Below are 13,757 nucleotides of genomic sequence, written 5' to 3'. Positions count from 1 at the left end.
ACCGACTGATGCCAAAGATCAGCGTCGAAATCCCGCAGGAACTCCTCGATGATCTCGACGACCACGTCGGCGACGACGGCAAGTTCGTCAACCGCAGCGACGCGATCCGGTCCTCGATCAGAAAGAATCTCGATATCTTAGACGAGATCGACGAACGCCACGACCGCCTCGAGAGCGACGGGGAGTGACTACTCCCGGTCGACGCGCTGGGCGAACCCGAACGTCGGTTTGACGTCCTCGACGCGGACTGCGACCGTCTCGCCGTCCTCGGCTCCGGACACGAACAGCCGGTAGCCGTCGACCGAGGCGATGCCGTCGCCCTCGCTGCCGACGTCGGTGATCTCGACCTCGAGTTCGTCGCCGGGCCGCACGGGTGCGGTGAGCCGCCCCTTCCCGATGAAGTAGACCTCGGAGGACTCGTCGCGGCTCGCGTCGGGCGAGGTCGCGCGGACGTACTGGAACTCCTCCTCGACGTCGGCCCGGAAGTCGTCGACGTCGGGGCCTTCGAAGACCTTCACGACGAAGTCGCCGCCGGCCTCGAGCAGTTCGCACGCGGTCTCGAAGGCCTGGCGCGCGAGATGCAGCGACCGGGCCTGATCCAGCGAGTACTCGCCGGACATGTTGGGTGCCATGTCCGAGATAACCGCATCGACGGTGCCGTCGGCGGCGTCGACGACCCGCTTGCGGGTCTTCTCTTCGGTCATGTCCCCGCGGAGCGTCTCGACGTTGTCATGGTCCGCGAAGTCGTCGATCCGCTGGAAGTCGACGCCGATGACCTTCCCCTCCGGGCCGACCTCCTCGGCGGCGACCTCGAGCCAGCCGCCGGGCGCGGCCCCGAGGTCGACGACGGTGTCGCCGCGGTCGATGACGTCCTCGAGTCGGTCCAGTTGTTTGAGCTTGTAGGCCGCTCGGGAGCGATACCCCTCCTGTTTGGCCTTGTTGTAGTAGTGGTCGCGAGCCATATATCGTTCTTGAACGGGCTAAGCGGCCGGGACGGATAGGTGTGGCGAGAGCGGGCCGCGCGCGCTGCTCGCTCGGGCCGGCCGAGCCGCGTCGATGGTCGAGGTCCGAGGAAGGCTCGAGTCCGGCCTCGAGATCGGCAGTCGCGTCGGCCCCGCTTCGGCTCGAGGACGCTCCACCCTCCCGCCCGCGCGTAAAGGGTGCCTTTTTATGCCGACCGTCCGTACCCCGATCTATATGTTCAAGGCCATCGTGAGCGCCGAAACGCTCACCAGCGCGCTCGATTCGATCAGCGTGCTGGTCGACGAGTGCAAAATCCACCTCGAGGAAGACGGGCTGGAGATCCGGGCCGTCGATCCGGCCAACGTCGGGATGGTCGACCTCTCGCTCGATGCGTCTGCGTTCGAGTCCTACGAGGCCGACGGCGGGCTGATCGGTGTCGATCTCTCGCGGCTCGAAGACATCGCGGGCATGGCCGACGCCGGCCAGCTCATCCAGCTCGAACTCGACGAGGAGACCCGCAAGCTCCACATCCAGATCGACGGGCTCGAGTACACGCTCGCGCTCATCGACCCCGACTCCATCCGACAGGAGCCCGACATCCCGGATCTCGACCTCCCCGCCGAGGTCGTCCTCGAGGGGAAAGACGTCAACCGCTCGGTGACCGCCGCCGACATGGTCTCCGACCACATCGCCCTGGGCGTCGACGAGGGCGAGGAGTACTTCTACGTCGACGCCGCGGGCGACACCGACGACGTCCACCTCGAGCTGACCCAGGAAGATCTGATCGACCTCCAGCTCGGGCCCGCCCACTCGCTGTTCTCGCTGGACTATCTCAAGGACATGAACAAGGCGATCCCCGGTGACACCGAGGTCACGCTGGCGCTGGGCGAGGAGTTCCCCGTCAAGATCTACTTCGGCTTCGCCGAGGGGCAGGGCCAGGTCACCTACATGCTCGCGCCGCGCATCCAGAGCGACTGACCGGACCGTTCTCGCGATCACGTGAACTACCCCACCCTACTCGCTCACGGCTTTCGCCGTTCGCTCCTTGAGGGCGGGGCTTCCTGCTTCCACGACGCGCTTTGCAGACACCGAATCGGTGTCCGTAGGGAGCGCAGTCTTCACAGGCGTTAGTTCGGAGTGTCCCACTCCTACGTCTTCAAGACCGCGAGAAAGAATATTCCACGCCGCGTTCGCGTCCCTGTCCGCCTCAAACCCACACGACGGACACGAGTGTTCGCGCACCCACAGCGGCTTGTCTACCTTGACGCCACAGGCCGCGCATTCCTTCGTCGTATCTTTCGGGTCAACCGCGACGAAGTGTGTCCCCTCGCGCTCGCACTTGTATTCGAGCATCCGGAAGAACGTTCCCCACGCCGCTCCCGCCCGGTTACGAGAGTTGCCCGGTAGTTCGACCAGCCTCTTCACGTCCAAGCCCTCCACGGCCACAAGGTCGTATTCTCTCGCGTAGTAGTTCGAGAGTTTGTGAAGGAAGTCTCGTCGCTTTCGCTTGAGGTCGGCGTGTCGTTTGGCTACGACCTGCCGTTGTTTCTCCCAATTCGAAGACCCGTGTTCCTTCCGTGAGAGGTCGCGTTGTGCGCGTTCGAGTCGTTCGCGCTCGTCGCTGAAGTCGGGACTTTCGATGGCGTACCCATCGGTGTCGTGGGCGTACTTGAGAATCCCCACGTCGATACCACCGACCTTCTCGGGCGTCTCTGGTTTTTCAGGCGTAGCTTCGTCCACGTCGATGCCGAACGTGGCGTACCACTCGCCCGTGGGTTCTCGTTTGACTGTGACCTGTTTGATTGTCGCATTCTCGGGAATGTCTCGGTGGAGGTGAATCGGAATCTCACCGATTTTGCTCAACCACAAGACAGGCCGGCCACTCGTATTCTTGAGTTCGAAGCCGGACTGGTTGTAGGTGAGCGACCGGTACTCCCGAGGCGGTTTCCATTTGAGCATCCCCACGGCACGTCCGTTCTCCTTTTGCGCTTTGAGCGTGGAGAGGTTGTCGTAGACGCGCTTGACGACCATTTGGAGGACTTTCGAGTGAATGTTGTTCAGGTCGTCCCACCACGTTTTGAAGTCGGGAAGCCGTCCCTGCACCTCGTAGCGGGCGGGAATGACGTCTGCCTCGTTGAGCAGGTAGAGGACGTGGTTGTACAGTTGTCTACAAGTATCGATGTGATGCAGAAGCGTCTCGGTGAGGGCTTCTGGTGGGTCGAGTCGATACTTGTAGTTGTAGTGCATGGGCTATTCGACTGAGTCGGGTTCGGAGACACGGACGACTTTCACGTCGGCTCCACGCCAGCGTTTGGGAACGATGACGTGGGCGCTATTTCCCGACGGTTTTGCTGTTCCGTCGAGGACTTCTTCGCCTTCGATTTCAAACCTATCCATCATCTGTGTATATACCAGGGATAGACATAAAGGTAGCTGTGGGCCAAACGGTGAACGTGTTTGATAACCGTGTGGCGTTGACGAGACGCAAAGCGTCTCGTTCGCACACCATAAATCGAATATTTCTGGGGACGCTGTATCCCCTCCTACTGCGCTACTTGGTCGCTTCGCTCCCTGCGTTGCTCCTTGAAGAAGGGGACTTAGCGCCTAATTCCACTTAAACGTGCGATATGCGAAGGGGAGCGGCTACCCGACCGCCCGACGACGGTCGGGTATGCCCTCCACCGACGATACGACCGGCGAGCCGGCCGCGGACGAGTTCGAGTTCGTGACGACGTTCGACCCCGACGGTGAGCCGGCCAGCGAAGCCGTCGTCACCGCCGTCGCTGCGGTCCGTGGCTCGAAACCGGCCGCGCTCGAGCCGCTACACGCGGTCGTCGATCCGGACGCGCTCGATTCGCTGGTCGGCCACGCCGACCGGGTCGGCACCGCGGGCAGCCATCAGGTCTGGTTCACCTACGAGGGGTTCGATGTCGCCGTTCGCACCGACGGCGAGGTTCGGCTCCGGGACGCGACCGTGACGGCCGACTGAGGCGGTTTCGAACCGTCTCGGAGCGGGACGCGGGGTCGTCCGTCAGTCCTGCTCGTCCAGAAACGACCGCAGCAAGTCGGTGACGGTGTCGGCTTCCTCGATGAAAAACAGGTGAGAACCGCCCTCGACGAGTTCGAGTCGACTGTCCCGGATCTTCTCCTCGAGCAGCCGCGCGTTCGTAACGGGGACCACCTCGTCGTTCGTCCCGTGACAGACCAGTGTCGGTACGCGGAGTCGCTCGAGGCGGTCGCTGACGTCGAAGTTCTGGACTGCGGCGGCCTGTGCCTCGCGTGCGGGGTCGTCGGCGTCCTGTTCGAGTCGCCACTCGAGGATCCGGTCGATGAGGTGGGGGTTGCGGTTGGTGAACCGGTCGTTGAACGCCGGCCGCATGCGGTGGCGCAACACCTGGCGTTCGGTTGCGCCGTCCGGCGTATCGAACATGTGTTCCTGCGTCTCGTCGGGGACCGGCGCGGCGTCGGGGCCGCCGTGGCTCGTACAAAACAGCGTCAGCGACGTCGCCCGGGAGTACTCGAGGGCGTAGCGCTGGGCGATCATCCCGCCCATGCTCGCCCCGACGATGTGGGCGTCGTAGACCCCCGCGTCGTCGAGGACCGCCTCGAGGTCGGCTGCCAGCCCGCCGATCGAGTAGCCGGCGAGTTTGAGCAACACGAGCCCCCGAAGCGTGCCGGGCAGCCGCGCGACGAGCGGCGGGAGGCCGACGTCGGAGCGACCCGTCCCCCGGTTGTCAGGGGCGATCACGTCGTACTCGTCGGCGACGGCTTCCCGCTGCCAGCGCCACATCCACCGTCCGAACCCGAGCCCCTGCACGAAGACGACGGGCGACCGACCGTCGCCGTCGCTTCGCTCGTACTCGTAATAGATCGACACGCCGTCTCTCGTCGCCTGTGGCATGGCCGAACCGACGTGTCGAACGCCCTTGAAATCGATCCTCGAGGCTGGGCGGGACGACGACCGCCGGCCGGGACCGATCGGCGATCGCCCGATGGCGTCGGGTAATACGGGTATACCGTCGCTGCAAGGGCCGAGTGGGGGCGAGATCTCGGCGGCCGGTCGCCCGTCTCGGATCGGCGAGCCCGACTGCCACATATAAAAGACGATTATCGCAATCAGGGTGTTTATCCCGCCGGAGTAAAACGTAATTACCGATGCAGCGACTCCACGCCCGGTATCCGTTCCTCGAGGCCGCTCGCGAGACCGTCGCCACGGAAGCGGTCGATCTGGCGACCGTCGTCGAGGGGGACGAAGCGGTCGTCGACCGGGCGCGTCAACGGGTTATTACCGCGATCGAGTCGGGAGAGACGGGGGAGCCACACCGCGATACTCGGATCGAGTTGCTCTCGTATCCGGTCGCGCGGGTACTGGTCTCGATGGTCGACGAACGCGTCCTCGTACGCAAGTACGCCCGCGCCGAGGCCGCGACGGCCTACGACCGGTTCACCGAGGACATGACCGACACGACCGAACTGAAAAGCGTCGAGTCGACGGGACTGGACCTCTCGGACCTCCTCGCCGAGTTCGACCTGCGGGACGCGGTCCGCGAAGGGGCCGACGGGGAGTACCGGATCGACGTCGGGACCTACCTGCCGCTGGCCGAGGACCTCTGGGACGACGGCTGGCGGCTCGTCAACCAGCCCCTCGCGGCCGGCGAGGTGCCCGTCGGCGAGGACGAACTCCTGACGCTGGTCCGCGAGGCGATCCGGGGCCGGATCGACGACGGGCTCCCCTTCGAGGTGCCCGAGTCCATCGCGACCGCCCTCGAGGACGAGGCCGACGAGATCCGCGAGGTGCTCGCGGAGATGGACCTGACACAGGACATCGACACCGTCGTTCCCGACCTCTTCCCGCCGTGTATGAAGGCGCTGCTCGATCAGATCCAGAAGGGCGAGCATCTGCCACATCACTCCCGGTTTGCGATCACGGCCTTCCTGACGAGCATCGGGATGGACACCGACGAGATCGTCGACCTCTATCGGGTCAACTCGTCGTTCGGCGAGGAGATGACCCGCTACCAGACCGACCACATCCGCGGGGACACCTCGCCGACGGAATACTCGCCGCCCTCGTGTGCCACGATGCAGTCCTACGGCGACTGCGTGAACAAGGACGACCTCTGCGAGCGGATCCCCCACCCGATGGCCTACTACGAGCAGCGGATCGACGACGCCGACGACGAGGAGTTAGAGGACTGGCGGGAGAACGGCGACGGGAGCGACGGCAGCGCCGCGAGCGGCGACTGACGGCGTTCGTTCGCCCAGAGAAGGGGGTACTGTACGGTCGGTCCTCGAGCAGTATCGGCCGGGACGAACCGAAAACGGTGACCGAATACCGCCTCAGAACGTTCCGTTCGTTTCCGTCTCGTCGGCCGTCGCGTCGAGGTCCTCCTCGTCTTTCAGGGTGTAGGCCAGCCCGATACCGACCGCCGTCACCAGGAGGATAAAGCCAGTAATAGCCACAACGAGCAGCTGTGCCCCTTCGGAGGAGAGACTCCCGTTGTCGGCAGTGTAGGAAGAGCCGATGGCGATCATCGTCGCAAGCAATAGGAGGACCGCACCGACCGCCGAAACGATTTCGATGAGCTGTTCGCGATCGAGCATTGTCGGATCGGTTTCGTCGGCCCGGTGAAAAGCGCTTCGAAGGGGACCTCGGCGGTGGTCGGACGGGAGCCGTCTCGCTTGCTCCTTTAAACGCCGACCTTGCGAGTTCAGGCGAGTTCGTTATCCCCATCGGCCCCCTAGCGCGCTCGAATCGCCAGCCGACAACCGAGTTCACCCCTTGACGCATCCATGAAAACAACAGCGTCACCGAAAGCGCCGCTGCCAGTACCGTCCGCGGATCACCTCACCGAGCGATCGCGCCGCGCCCGCACCGAACCGATGTCGGTGCTGGCGCTGGGCGACGGCCTCTACGAGGTCGAGTCCGCGAGCGACCACACCTATCTCGTCGATCTCGAGGCCGGCAGGTGTACCTGCCCGGATCACGTCTTCCGCGAGGCCCGCTGTAAGCACGTTCGCCGGGTCGCGATCGAGATCACGGAGGGACGGACCCCGCCGCCGGGCGAGATCGCCGTCGCGTGTCACGACTGCGGCGAGACGTGTTTCGTCGCGGACGACGACCCCGCGCCGTGTTACTGCGACGACCACGCGATCTCGCCGGGCGACACCGTCGTCGATCGCGAGACCGGCGACCGGCTCACTGTCGTCGACGTCTCCGAACTCCGTTCCGACGCCGTCGAGATCGGGGCTGCCGACTGTACCGTCGCCGAGTACGGGTCCAACGAGGACTACGAACCCGACGTCCCGGTCGTCGGCGCGGTCTACCCCCACGCAACCGTCGCCGCGAACGGTGTCGTCCCCTCGTCGCTGAAAGTGTACGTCTTCCCGCGGACCCGCCTCGAGGCGGGTCCGGACCGGTGACGGGACGGCCGGGCTCGAGCCCAGTCCGATCGCGAGGCAACGTTCGTTCAGTCATATTTTAGTGACCGTCTCTCGAATGACAGTTCGATGACGAACGCGACACTCGACGTCGACGAGCGCGTCGAAGCGACCGCGCTGCTCGCGGGACTCGCGCTGTCGATCGCCGCCGCGTACTACACCGGCGCGACCGGGAACTGGCTGCCGCTGCTGTTCGTTTGTACCGGGACGGGGCTGCTCGTGGTGCTGAACGAGTAACGGGTCCAGCACCCGTTCAGCGGTACTCTCCCTCGAGCGACGTCGGGTCGTCGAGGCGACGAACGGCGCTCACTCGAGGGCGTCGGCGGCCTCGTCGACGTCCATCACACCCTGCTTGACGGCGTTGAGGACGCGCCGCAGGTCCTCGTCGGGGCCGTCGTCGCTCTCGCCGGCGGCCTCCTCGAGGGTGACCTTCTCGGACTGCCCAGTGAATTCGGGGAAGTCCGTGCCCTCCGCCAGCGCCGTTTCCTTCTTGACGCGGTAGTTGCCCCCGTCGGTGACGTAGAGATCGCCGGGGTGGAAGAAGTACCAGTCCTCGCGGTCGAAGCGGACGCCGATCCGGGGTTTCGCGCCGAAGTTCCGCGCGAAGAAGGTCAGCGCCTCGACCTCCTCGCCGGTGAGATAGATCGGGTCGCCCGAACTCGATTTGGCCTCGATCGCGTAGAAGCGCTCGCCGTCGCCGGCCAGCACGTCGGGGAGTTCCCGCTCGGTCGCGGAGCCGCTGGCGGGCGCTCGCATCACCGCGAAGCCGGCCTCGTCGAGCGCGTTGACGAGTTCCCGCTCGCGGCGGTCGCCCTTCGCCTGAGACATACCACACTCTCACCGGCGGGCGATAATAAAGGACCGGACGGCGCGGCGAACGCGACCGGCGGCTCGATGGGTGACAGCCGGTTACAGCGGGAGGGTCCCAGCGGCCGCGACGAGGAGCGAGGTCGTCGGCTCCGCGGTCTCGAGGTCGTACTCGAGGGCGAGATACAGCAGGCCGAACTGGACGGCGTTGAACGCGGCATGGGCCGCGATCGGGACCAGCAGGTTGTCCGTCTTCGCGTAGAGGAAGCCGAAGATCGCGGCACCGCCGACGACGACGACGACCGGCACCATCGTCGCCAGCAGCGACTCCGAGAGGACGGCGTAGACGGGGAAGTGGATCAGTCCGAATATCAGACTGGCAATGGCGACCGCTCGAGGCCGAGAGAAGGCGTCGTAGAGGCGTTTTTGGACGATATTTCGATACAGGAACTCCTCGGCCGGTGCGTTGAAAAAGAAGACAATACCGATCATGACGAGGACCATCGTCTGGTCGTCGCCGATGTACGTCGTGACGGAGTTGTCCGCGGTCGGCAACGAGAACAGTTGGACGAGTAAGCTGACGAGGACGAAGAACGCGAAGCCGCCGACGACGCCCGCGAGGGCGTATCCCAGATCTCGCAGCGTCGGCGTCCGAAGGTCGACGTACGACCAGCCGCGGTCGGTGACGGCGAGATAGAGCGCGCCGACGAGGACGAACCCGAGGAAACTCAGGATCAACAACAGCGTTCGGCTGGCGATCGACGCCTCGGTCGGCCCCTCGAGCAACTGTGGATCCAGCAGGAACGCGGGGATCGTCGTCACTTGCTGCGATGCCAGGCCGACGATCGCGAGCGCGGCAGCGACGAGCGTCGAGCGAAGCGGCCCGTCGGTCCGACGGCGCGTTGATGTTGCCATGACCGGTCGTACGGCCACCGGACCCTTGGGCGTTTCACTCCCGGCCATGGAGACGGTCGCTCGAGCCGGCTCGAACTCAGTTCGAGTCGAGCGGGATCTGATCCTCGAACAGCTGTGCCAGCAGTCGGCCCTGCGCGAGCCGCAGGTGACGGTTGACCGTCGGCTGCGTTACCGCGAGCATCTCGGCGATCTCCTCGCCGGTACTCTCGCGGGGCCACTCGAAGAAGCCGGCGAAGTAGGCGGTCCGGAGAACCTCGAGCTGGCGGTCGGTCAGGGCGTCGAACAGCGACGTCACGAGTTCGCTGCGCGTCCCCATCGACCGCTCGACGTGGCGACGCGCCCGCAACTCGACGCCACCGTGTCCCTCCCCGAGCGTCTCGACGAACTCGCGGACGTCGGTCCCGGTCGGGACGTCGACGACGACCTCGAGCCCCTCGCCGTCGGCCCGTATCGAGCGCGGACTGCCGCCGTGACGGACCAGCCGGGCGGCCAGTGGGTCGCCGGAGACGGTCGCCTCGAACCGACACGTCCCGTCGGCTTCGCTGATCAGCCGGGAGTCGGTGACCGACACCAGCTCCGCGAGCGCCGATCGAACGTCGTCGGGCGCAACGCCGTCGGTCTCGACGAACAGCAGCGTCTCGTCGCTCGAGTGTGACCCCATGCCCGCGTACTCGACGTCGGCCCCTGTCTTCGCCGCGAGCCGCGAGAGGGGGTCCTCGTCGCCGTCGATCCGGAGCGTGAGTTCGAGCAACCGTTCGGCGTGGAGCGCCTCCCGGGTTTTCATCGCGGTGATCGAGTTGGCGATCCCTTCACCCAGTTCCGTCAGGACCGTCCGCTCGAGGTCGCCGAAGGCGTCGGGTTCGTCGGCGTAGATCGTCAGGACGCCGTAGGAGTACTCCGCGTGGGACAGCGGGACGCTGATGACCGACTGGAACCCCCGGTCGACCGCCCGACGCCGCCAGGGATCGCCCTGCAGCCCCTCGACGACGTTGGAGACGACCGTCGGCGTCCCGTCGATGGCGGTTCGGACGGCCGGCTCGGCGGCGTCGTCCGCGAGCGAGACGTCGTCGAGATACGCCTCCCCGTCGCCGGCCCAGGCACGGGGCTCGAGACGGGTCCCGCTCGGGTCGCGGTCGCCGATCCAGGCGAACGCGACCGAGTCGGCCTCCAGTAGTCGCTCGGGAACGGTCCGCTCGATCTCCCCGCGGCTCTCGGCCCCGATGAGGACCTGATCGATCCGCCTGATCAGTTCCGTCGTCTCGATCTGTCTGTTGAGCCGCTCGTTTCGGGCCTCGAGTTGTGCCTCCCGCTCGCGGAGGCTAGCCTCGCTCTCGAGGCGGTCGAACGCGGCCTCGGTCGTCGCGACGAGCGTCTCGATCAGCCGCCTCGCCTCGGCGTCGATCGGCTCCGCGTCGGTCGCGACCGTGAAGACGCCGTAGTCGCCGATCGGGACGATGACCCCGCTCTCGACGGCCGGACCGAAGACCTGCGACCGATCGACCGACGACGGATCGTCGATGACGGTCCCCGTCCCGGTCACGTAGGTACTCCAGAGGGCGGACTCGCCGTCGCCGATGGCGACCGACGGAGCCCCGTTACAGAGGCGGTCGAACGCCTCGGTCGAGGCGGCGGGGACGAGTCGATTGACCGCCGGATCGAGCCGGTACACGGCCGCGCCCGACGCCTCGAGGATGTCCGCGGCGGTCTCGACGACCAGCGCCGATACCTCCGCTTCGGTGTCGGTGCCGAGCAGGTCCCTGGCCGCGTCGTGTAGCGACTCGAGGGTCAGTTCGCGCTCCTTGCGGTCGGTGATGTCCTGAATCGTCCCGCGGACGCCGACGATGCCGGCGTCATCGGCACCGTCCGCACGGATCGGCTCGCCGGTCGAACGGACCCACCGTTCGTCCCCCGTCATGGTCCGCATTCGGTGTTCGATGTCGTATCCCTCGCCCGCTTCGATCGTGCGATCGACGATCTCGAGGACGCGTTCCCGGTCCTCGGGATGGGGGAACGAGGTCGCCAGCTCCGAGTCGACCGTTGCGTCCAGCGGGAGGTCGTAGAGACGATGCAAGCCGTCGGTAAATGTCACGTCCCGCGTCTCGCCGCTGAGGTCGAGTTCCCAGCCGCCGATGCCGGCGAGGCGCTCGGCCTGTTTGAGGAGTTCGGTCGTCCGCTCCAAGTCGCGTTCGCGCTCCTTACGCGCCGTGATGTCGCGGACGACCCCCGCGGACCCCACGAACTCGCCGTCGTCGCTTGGCAACAACGCGATGTGGTTTTCGACGTCGATCACCTCGTCGTCGGCGGTCTCGAGGACGATCTCGACCGTCTGGGAGGGAACGTCCGACCGAAGGAGTTCGCGGATCCGGTCCTGTGCCCGCTCGACGTCCGCCGCCGGGATCACTGTCGCCGCGGGTTTGCCGATCAGTTCCTCGGGCTCGTAGCCGAGGATCGGCTTGGCAGCGTCGTTCAAATAGGTGAATCGTCCCTCTTCGTCGAGCGTGTAGACCAGTTCGTCCAGCGCCTGCACGATCGCCTCGAACCGCTCTAGGTCGCGTTCCCGTTCCTTGCGATCGGTGATATCGCGAAGGACCCCCGCGGTCCCGGCGAACTCGCCGTCGTCGCTGGGCAACAGCGCCATGTGATTTTCGACGTCGATCACGTCGCCATCGGCGGTCTCGAGGTCCATCTCGAAGGTTCGAGTGGGCTCGCCGGCACTGCGGAGGTCACGGATCCGGTCCCGGGCCGTCTCGAGGTCGTCGTCGTCCATCATCGTCGAGACGTGGTCGCCGATCAGGTCGTCGGGCTCGTAGCCGGTGATCCCCTCGAGGGCGTCGTTCAGGTAGGTAAACTCCCCGTCCGCGTCGATCGTGTAGACGAGTTCGTCCAGCGCCTGGAGGACCGTCTCGGCGCGCTCGAGATCGCGTTCGCGCTCTTTCCGCTCCGTAACGTCCTGGAACGAGCCACGGAGCGTGACGATCTCGCCGTCCTCGCGGACCGGTTCGCCGATCGTCCGCACCCACCGCCGATCGCCGTCGGCCGTCCACATGCGAAGCTCTATGTCGTAGGGCTCCCCGTCGGTGATCGCACGCTCGACCGCCTCGCGAATGCGGGGACGGTCCTCGGGGTGGTAGAACTCGAACGCACTCTCGAGGTCGATCGGTTCGTCCGGTGAAACGCCGAGAATGCGGCGGATCTCGGCGGTCCACTGGAGGTCGTACGGCTCCGTGGAGACGTCCAGTTCCCACGCGCCGACGTCGGCCAGCCGCTGGGACTGCTCGAGCAGGGACGTCGTCCGTTCGAGGCGGCGCTCGCGTTCCTTGCGGTCGCTGATGTCGCGGCCGATCCCGACCTCGACCGGGTTCCCGTTCGGATCCTCGAGTACCGACGCGATGAACTCGTAGGGGATCCGCTCCCCCGATTTCGTCCGGAGTTCGGCCTCGACGAGGGTCTCGCCGGTCTCGAACGCCTCCTGCATCGACTCCCGAATCGCCCCCTCGTTCTCGGCGTCGAAGAAGTCGAGCGCGTTCATCTCCGCGATCTCCGCGTCCGAATAGCCCGTCACGTCGACCAGCGTCTCGTTCCACCGCCTGAGGTCGCCGTCTTCCTCGAGCAGGTAGACAACGTCGTCGACGGCGTCTAACATGTCGTCGGTAAACGCCTGTGTCCGCTCGAGGCGACGCTCCCGTTCTTCGATGGCCGCGACGTACTCGCGGCGTTCGAACGCCCCGCTGACCCACCGGGCGAGCAGATCGACGAACGACCGTTCCGCCGGCGAGAACGGCCGGTCTCGCGGATCGTCGCTCACGAAACAGACCGTGCCGTAGAGGTCCCCGTCGACGCGTATCTTCCCGCCGATGTAACAGCCGACGACGGATTCGACGGCCGCACCCACGTCGACGTCGGCCGCCGGCGTCTCCGAGATCCCGACCACGTCGTCCGACGTAACGGTGTTCCGGCAATGGGTCTCCGAAAGGTCCAGTACCGCTCCCTCGAGGTCGGCCTCGGCTCCGACGGCCGCCTCGATCTCGTACCGGTCGGCCGGTTCGTCGACGTGCGAGACGAGTCCCGTCTCGAGACCGAGCCGCTCACAGCCCAACTCGAGCAGCCGGCGGATCTTCGTCTCGGTCCCCAGCCCCGATTCGGACGTGATCCGGGCGATTTCCCGCCGGTAGCGCTCGCTCTCGGCCCGTTGCCGTTCGCGGTCCCGGACCGCCGTCGCCAGGTCGTCGACGGCCGCGGAGAGCCGGCCGATCTCGTCGTCTCGGTCGCGCCCGCACTCGGCCAGATCCGGCTCGGCCGGGAGGGAGCCGTCGTCGGCGGTCGGATCGGCGTCCTCGAGCCGCGAGACGAACCCCCGGAGTTCGTCCGTGAGTCGTTCGATATCGGTCGGGCGGTCGGCGTCCCGACGGGCGGCGAGCCCGAAGACGACGAGTCCGGGAATCTGCTCGGCCGGGAGCGAGACGGCGGGCATCGTCCCGAGGACGAGCGCGACGAGAACGGCAATCGTCCCAACGACCGTGAGCCGTCCCCGCCGTCCCGCGAGCGCCTCGAGAGGAGCCACGGCAGCGATCATACGTTCCCTACGAAACCACACACAATGATACGAGCGGTTACTTTCACGCCCTGTGTGT

At 66.1% G+C, this 13,757-nt stretch carries 14 protein-coding genes; 6 read left to right on the top strand and 8 right to left on the bottom strand.

The features are described 5' to 3' along the window. The first annotated feature begins 8 nt into the window (after positions 1–8). Positions 9–188 carry a hypothetical protein gene (locus ACERIM_RS14520; protein WP_006648586.1) on the top strand — a complete coding sequence of 60 codons (180 nt, stop codon included), beginning with the start codon at positions 9–11 and terminating at the stop codon, positions 186–188. Here the strand turns inward: ACERIM_RS14520 and ACERIM_RS14515 are convergent, their stop codons facing one another. Further along, positions 189–962, bottom strand: a complete 774-nt coding sequence (locus ACERIM_RS14515) for a 23S rRNA (uridine(2552)-2'-O)-methyltransferase (RefSeq protein WP_006648585.1) — start codon at positions 960–962, stop codon at positions 189–191. Between the two features lie 235 nt (positions 963–1,197). On the opposite strand from ACERIM_RS14515, the gene ACERIM_RS14510 reads away from it, so the two are divergent. After that, complete coding sequence (locus tag ACERIM_RS14510) at positions 1,198–1,941, top strand: DNA polymerase sliding clamp (RefSeq protein ID WP_006183237.1); 744 nt, start codon at positions 1,198–1,200, stop codon at positions 1,939–1,941. A gap of 36 nt (positions 1,942–1,977) precedes the next feature. Here ACERIM_RS14510 and ACERIM_RS14505 read toward each other — a convergent pair whose 3' ends face one another. Continuing rightward, positions 1,978–3,210 carry an RNA-guided endonuclease InsQ/TnpB family protein gene (locus ACERIM_RS14505; protein WP_373633252.1) on the bottom strand — a complete coding sequence of 411 codons (1,233 nt, stop codon included), beginning with the start codon at positions 3,208–3,210 and terminating at the stop codon, positions 1,978–1,980. Positions 3,211–3,213: 3 nt separating this feature from the next. Then, positions 3,214–3,360, bottom strand: a complete 147-nt coding sequence (locus ACERIM_RS14500) for a DUF2080 family transposase-associated protein (protein WP_373633251.1) — start codon at positions 3,358–3,360, stop codon at positions 3,214–3,216. A gap of 274 nt (positions 3,361–3,634) precedes the next feature. On the opposite strand from ACERIM_RS14500, the gene ACERIM_RS14495 reads away from it, so the two are divergent. Then, positions 3,635–3,952, top strand: coding sequence for a HalOD1 output domain-containing protein (locus tag ACERIM_RS14495; protein WP_373633250.1), 318 nt, complete (start codon positions 3,635–3,637; stop codon positions 3,950–3,952). A gap of 42 nt (positions 3,953–3,994) precedes the next feature. Here ACERIM_RS14495 and ACERIM_RS14490 read toward each other — a convergent pair whose 3' ends face one another. After that, positions 3,995–4,864 (bottom strand): alpha/beta fold hydrolase, encoded by an 870-nt coding sequence (locus ACERIM_RS14490; protein WP_373633249.1) that lies wholly within the window; start codon positions 4,862–4,864, stop codon positions 3,995–3,997. A gap of 254 nt (positions 4,865–5,118) precedes the next feature. On the opposite strand from ACERIM_RS14490, the gene priL reads away from it, so the two are divergent. Continuing rightward, entirely contained in the window at positions 5,119–6,210 is a 1,092-nt protein-coding gene (priL, locus tag ACERIM_RS14485) for a DNA primase regulatory subunit PriL (RefSeq protein ID WP_373633248.1), read from the top strand. Positions 6,211–6,303: 93 nt separating this feature from the next. Here priL and ACERIM_RS14480 read toward each other — a convergent pair whose 3' ends face one another. After that, positions 6,304–6,567 carry a hypothetical protein gene (locus tag ACERIM_RS14480; protein ID WP_006183232.1) on the bottom strand — a complete coding sequence of 88 codons (264 nt, stop codon included), beginning with the start codon at positions 6,565–6,567 and terminating at the stop codon, positions 6,304–6,306. Between the two features lie 189 nt (positions 6,568–6,756). Here ACERIM_RS14480 and ACERIM_RS14475 point away from each other — a divergent pair, with 189 nt between their 5' ends. Beyond that, a complete protein-coding gene (locus ACERIM_RS14475) occupies positions 6,757–7,386 on the top strand; it encodes an SWIM zinc finger family protein (protein WP_373633247.1) in 630 nt (209 codons plus the stop codon). 87 nt (positions 7,387–7,473) lie between these two features. Further along, on the top strand, positions 7,474–7,641 hold the full coding sequence (locus ACERIM_RS14470) for a hypothetical protein (protein ID WP_373633246.1): 168 nt from the start codon (positions 7,474–7,476) through the stop codon (positions 7,639–7,641). A gap of 69 nt (positions 7,642–7,710) precedes the next feature. Here ACERIM_RS14470 and hjc read toward each other — a convergent pair whose 3' ends face one another. From hjc to ACERIM_RS14455, 3 genes are all read right to left on the bottom strand, one after another. Further along, a complete protein-coding gene (hjc, locus tag ACERIM_RS14465; RefSeq protein WP_373633245.1) occupies positions 7,711–8,232 on the bottom strand; it encodes a Holliday junction resolvase Hjc in 522 nt (173 codons plus the stop codon). 81 nt (positions 8,233–8,313) lie between these two features. Beyond that, positions 8,314–9,126, bottom strand: a complete 813-nt coding sequence (locus ACERIM_RS14460; protein WP_373633244.1) for a lysostaphin resistance A-like protein — start codon at positions 9,124–9,126, stop codon at positions 8,314–8,316. 76 nt (positions 9,127–9,202) lie between these two features. After that, entirely contained in the window at positions 9,203–13,699 is a 4,497-nt protein-coding gene (locus ACERIM_RS14455) for a PAS domain S-box protein (protein ID WP_373633243.1), read from the bottom strand. Positions 13,700–13,757: the final 58 nt, after the last annotated feature.

The organism is Natrinema sp. H-ect1 (assembly GCF_041821105.1).
GTDB classification, from domain to species: domain Archaea; phylum Halobacteriota; class Halobacteria; order Halobacteriales; family Natrialbaceae; genus Natrinema; species Natrinema thermotolerans.
The sequence above is the reverse complement of the archived record's forward strand: the minus strand, read 5'-3'. Positions and strand labels throughout refer to the sequence as shown.

Coding starts and splice junctions, on each gene's coding strand:
- ACERIM_RS14470 (WP_373633246.1), top strand. CDS start 7,474: ATGACGAACGCGACACTCGACGTCGACGAGCGCGTCGAAGCGACCGCG.
- ACERIM_RS14455 (WP_373633243.1), bottom strand. CDS start 13,699: ATGATCGCTGCCGTGGCTCCTCTCGAGGCGCTCGCGGGACGGCGGGGA.
- ACERIM_RS14460 (WP_373633244.1), bottom strand. CDS start 9,126: ATGGCAACATCAACGCGCCGTCGGACCGACGGGCCGCTTCGCTCGACG.
- ACERIM_RS14505 (WP_373633252.1), bottom strand. CDS start 3,210: ATGCACTACAACTACAAGTATCGACTCGACCCACCAGAAGCCCTCACC.
- ACERIM_RS14500 (WP_373633251.1), bottom strand. CDS start 3,360: ATGGATAGGTTTGAAATCGAAGGCGAAGAAGTCCTCGACGGAACAGCA.
- ACERIM_RS14480 (WP_006183232.1), bottom strand. CDS start 6,567: ATGCTCGATCGCGAACAGCTCATCGAAATCGTTTCGGCGGTCGGTGCG.
- priL (WP_373633248.1), top strand. CDS start 5,119: ATGCAGCGACTCCACGCCCGGTATCCGTTCCTCGAGGCCGCTCGCGAG.
- ACERIM_RS14475 (WP_373633247.1), top strand. CDS start 6,757: ATGAAAACAACAGCGTCACCGAAAGCGCCGCTGCCAGTACCGTCCGCG.
- ACERIM_RS14490 (WP_373633249.1), bottom strand. CDS start 4,864: ATGCCACAGGCGACGAGAGACGGCGTGTCGATCTATTACGAGTACGAG.
- ACERIM_RS14510 (WP_006183237.1), top strand. CDS start 1,198: ATGTTCAAGGCCATCGTGAGCGCCGAAACGCTCACCAGCGCGCTCGAT.
- hjc (WP_373633245.1), bottom strand. CDS start 8,232: ATGTCTCAGGCGAAGGGCGACCGCCGCGAGCGGGAACTCGTCAACGCG.
- ACERIM_RS14520 (WP_006648586.1), top strand. CDS start 9: ATGCCAAAGATCAGCGTCGAAATCCCGCAGGAACTCCTCGATGATCTC.
- ACERIM_RS14515 (WP_006648585.1), bottom strand. CDS start 962: ATGGCTCGCGACCACTACTACAACAAGGCCAAACAGGAGGGGTATCGC.
- ACERIM_RS14495 (WP_373633250.1), top strand. CDS start 3,635: ATGCCCTCCACCGACGATACGACCGGCGAGCCGGCCGCGGACGAGTTC.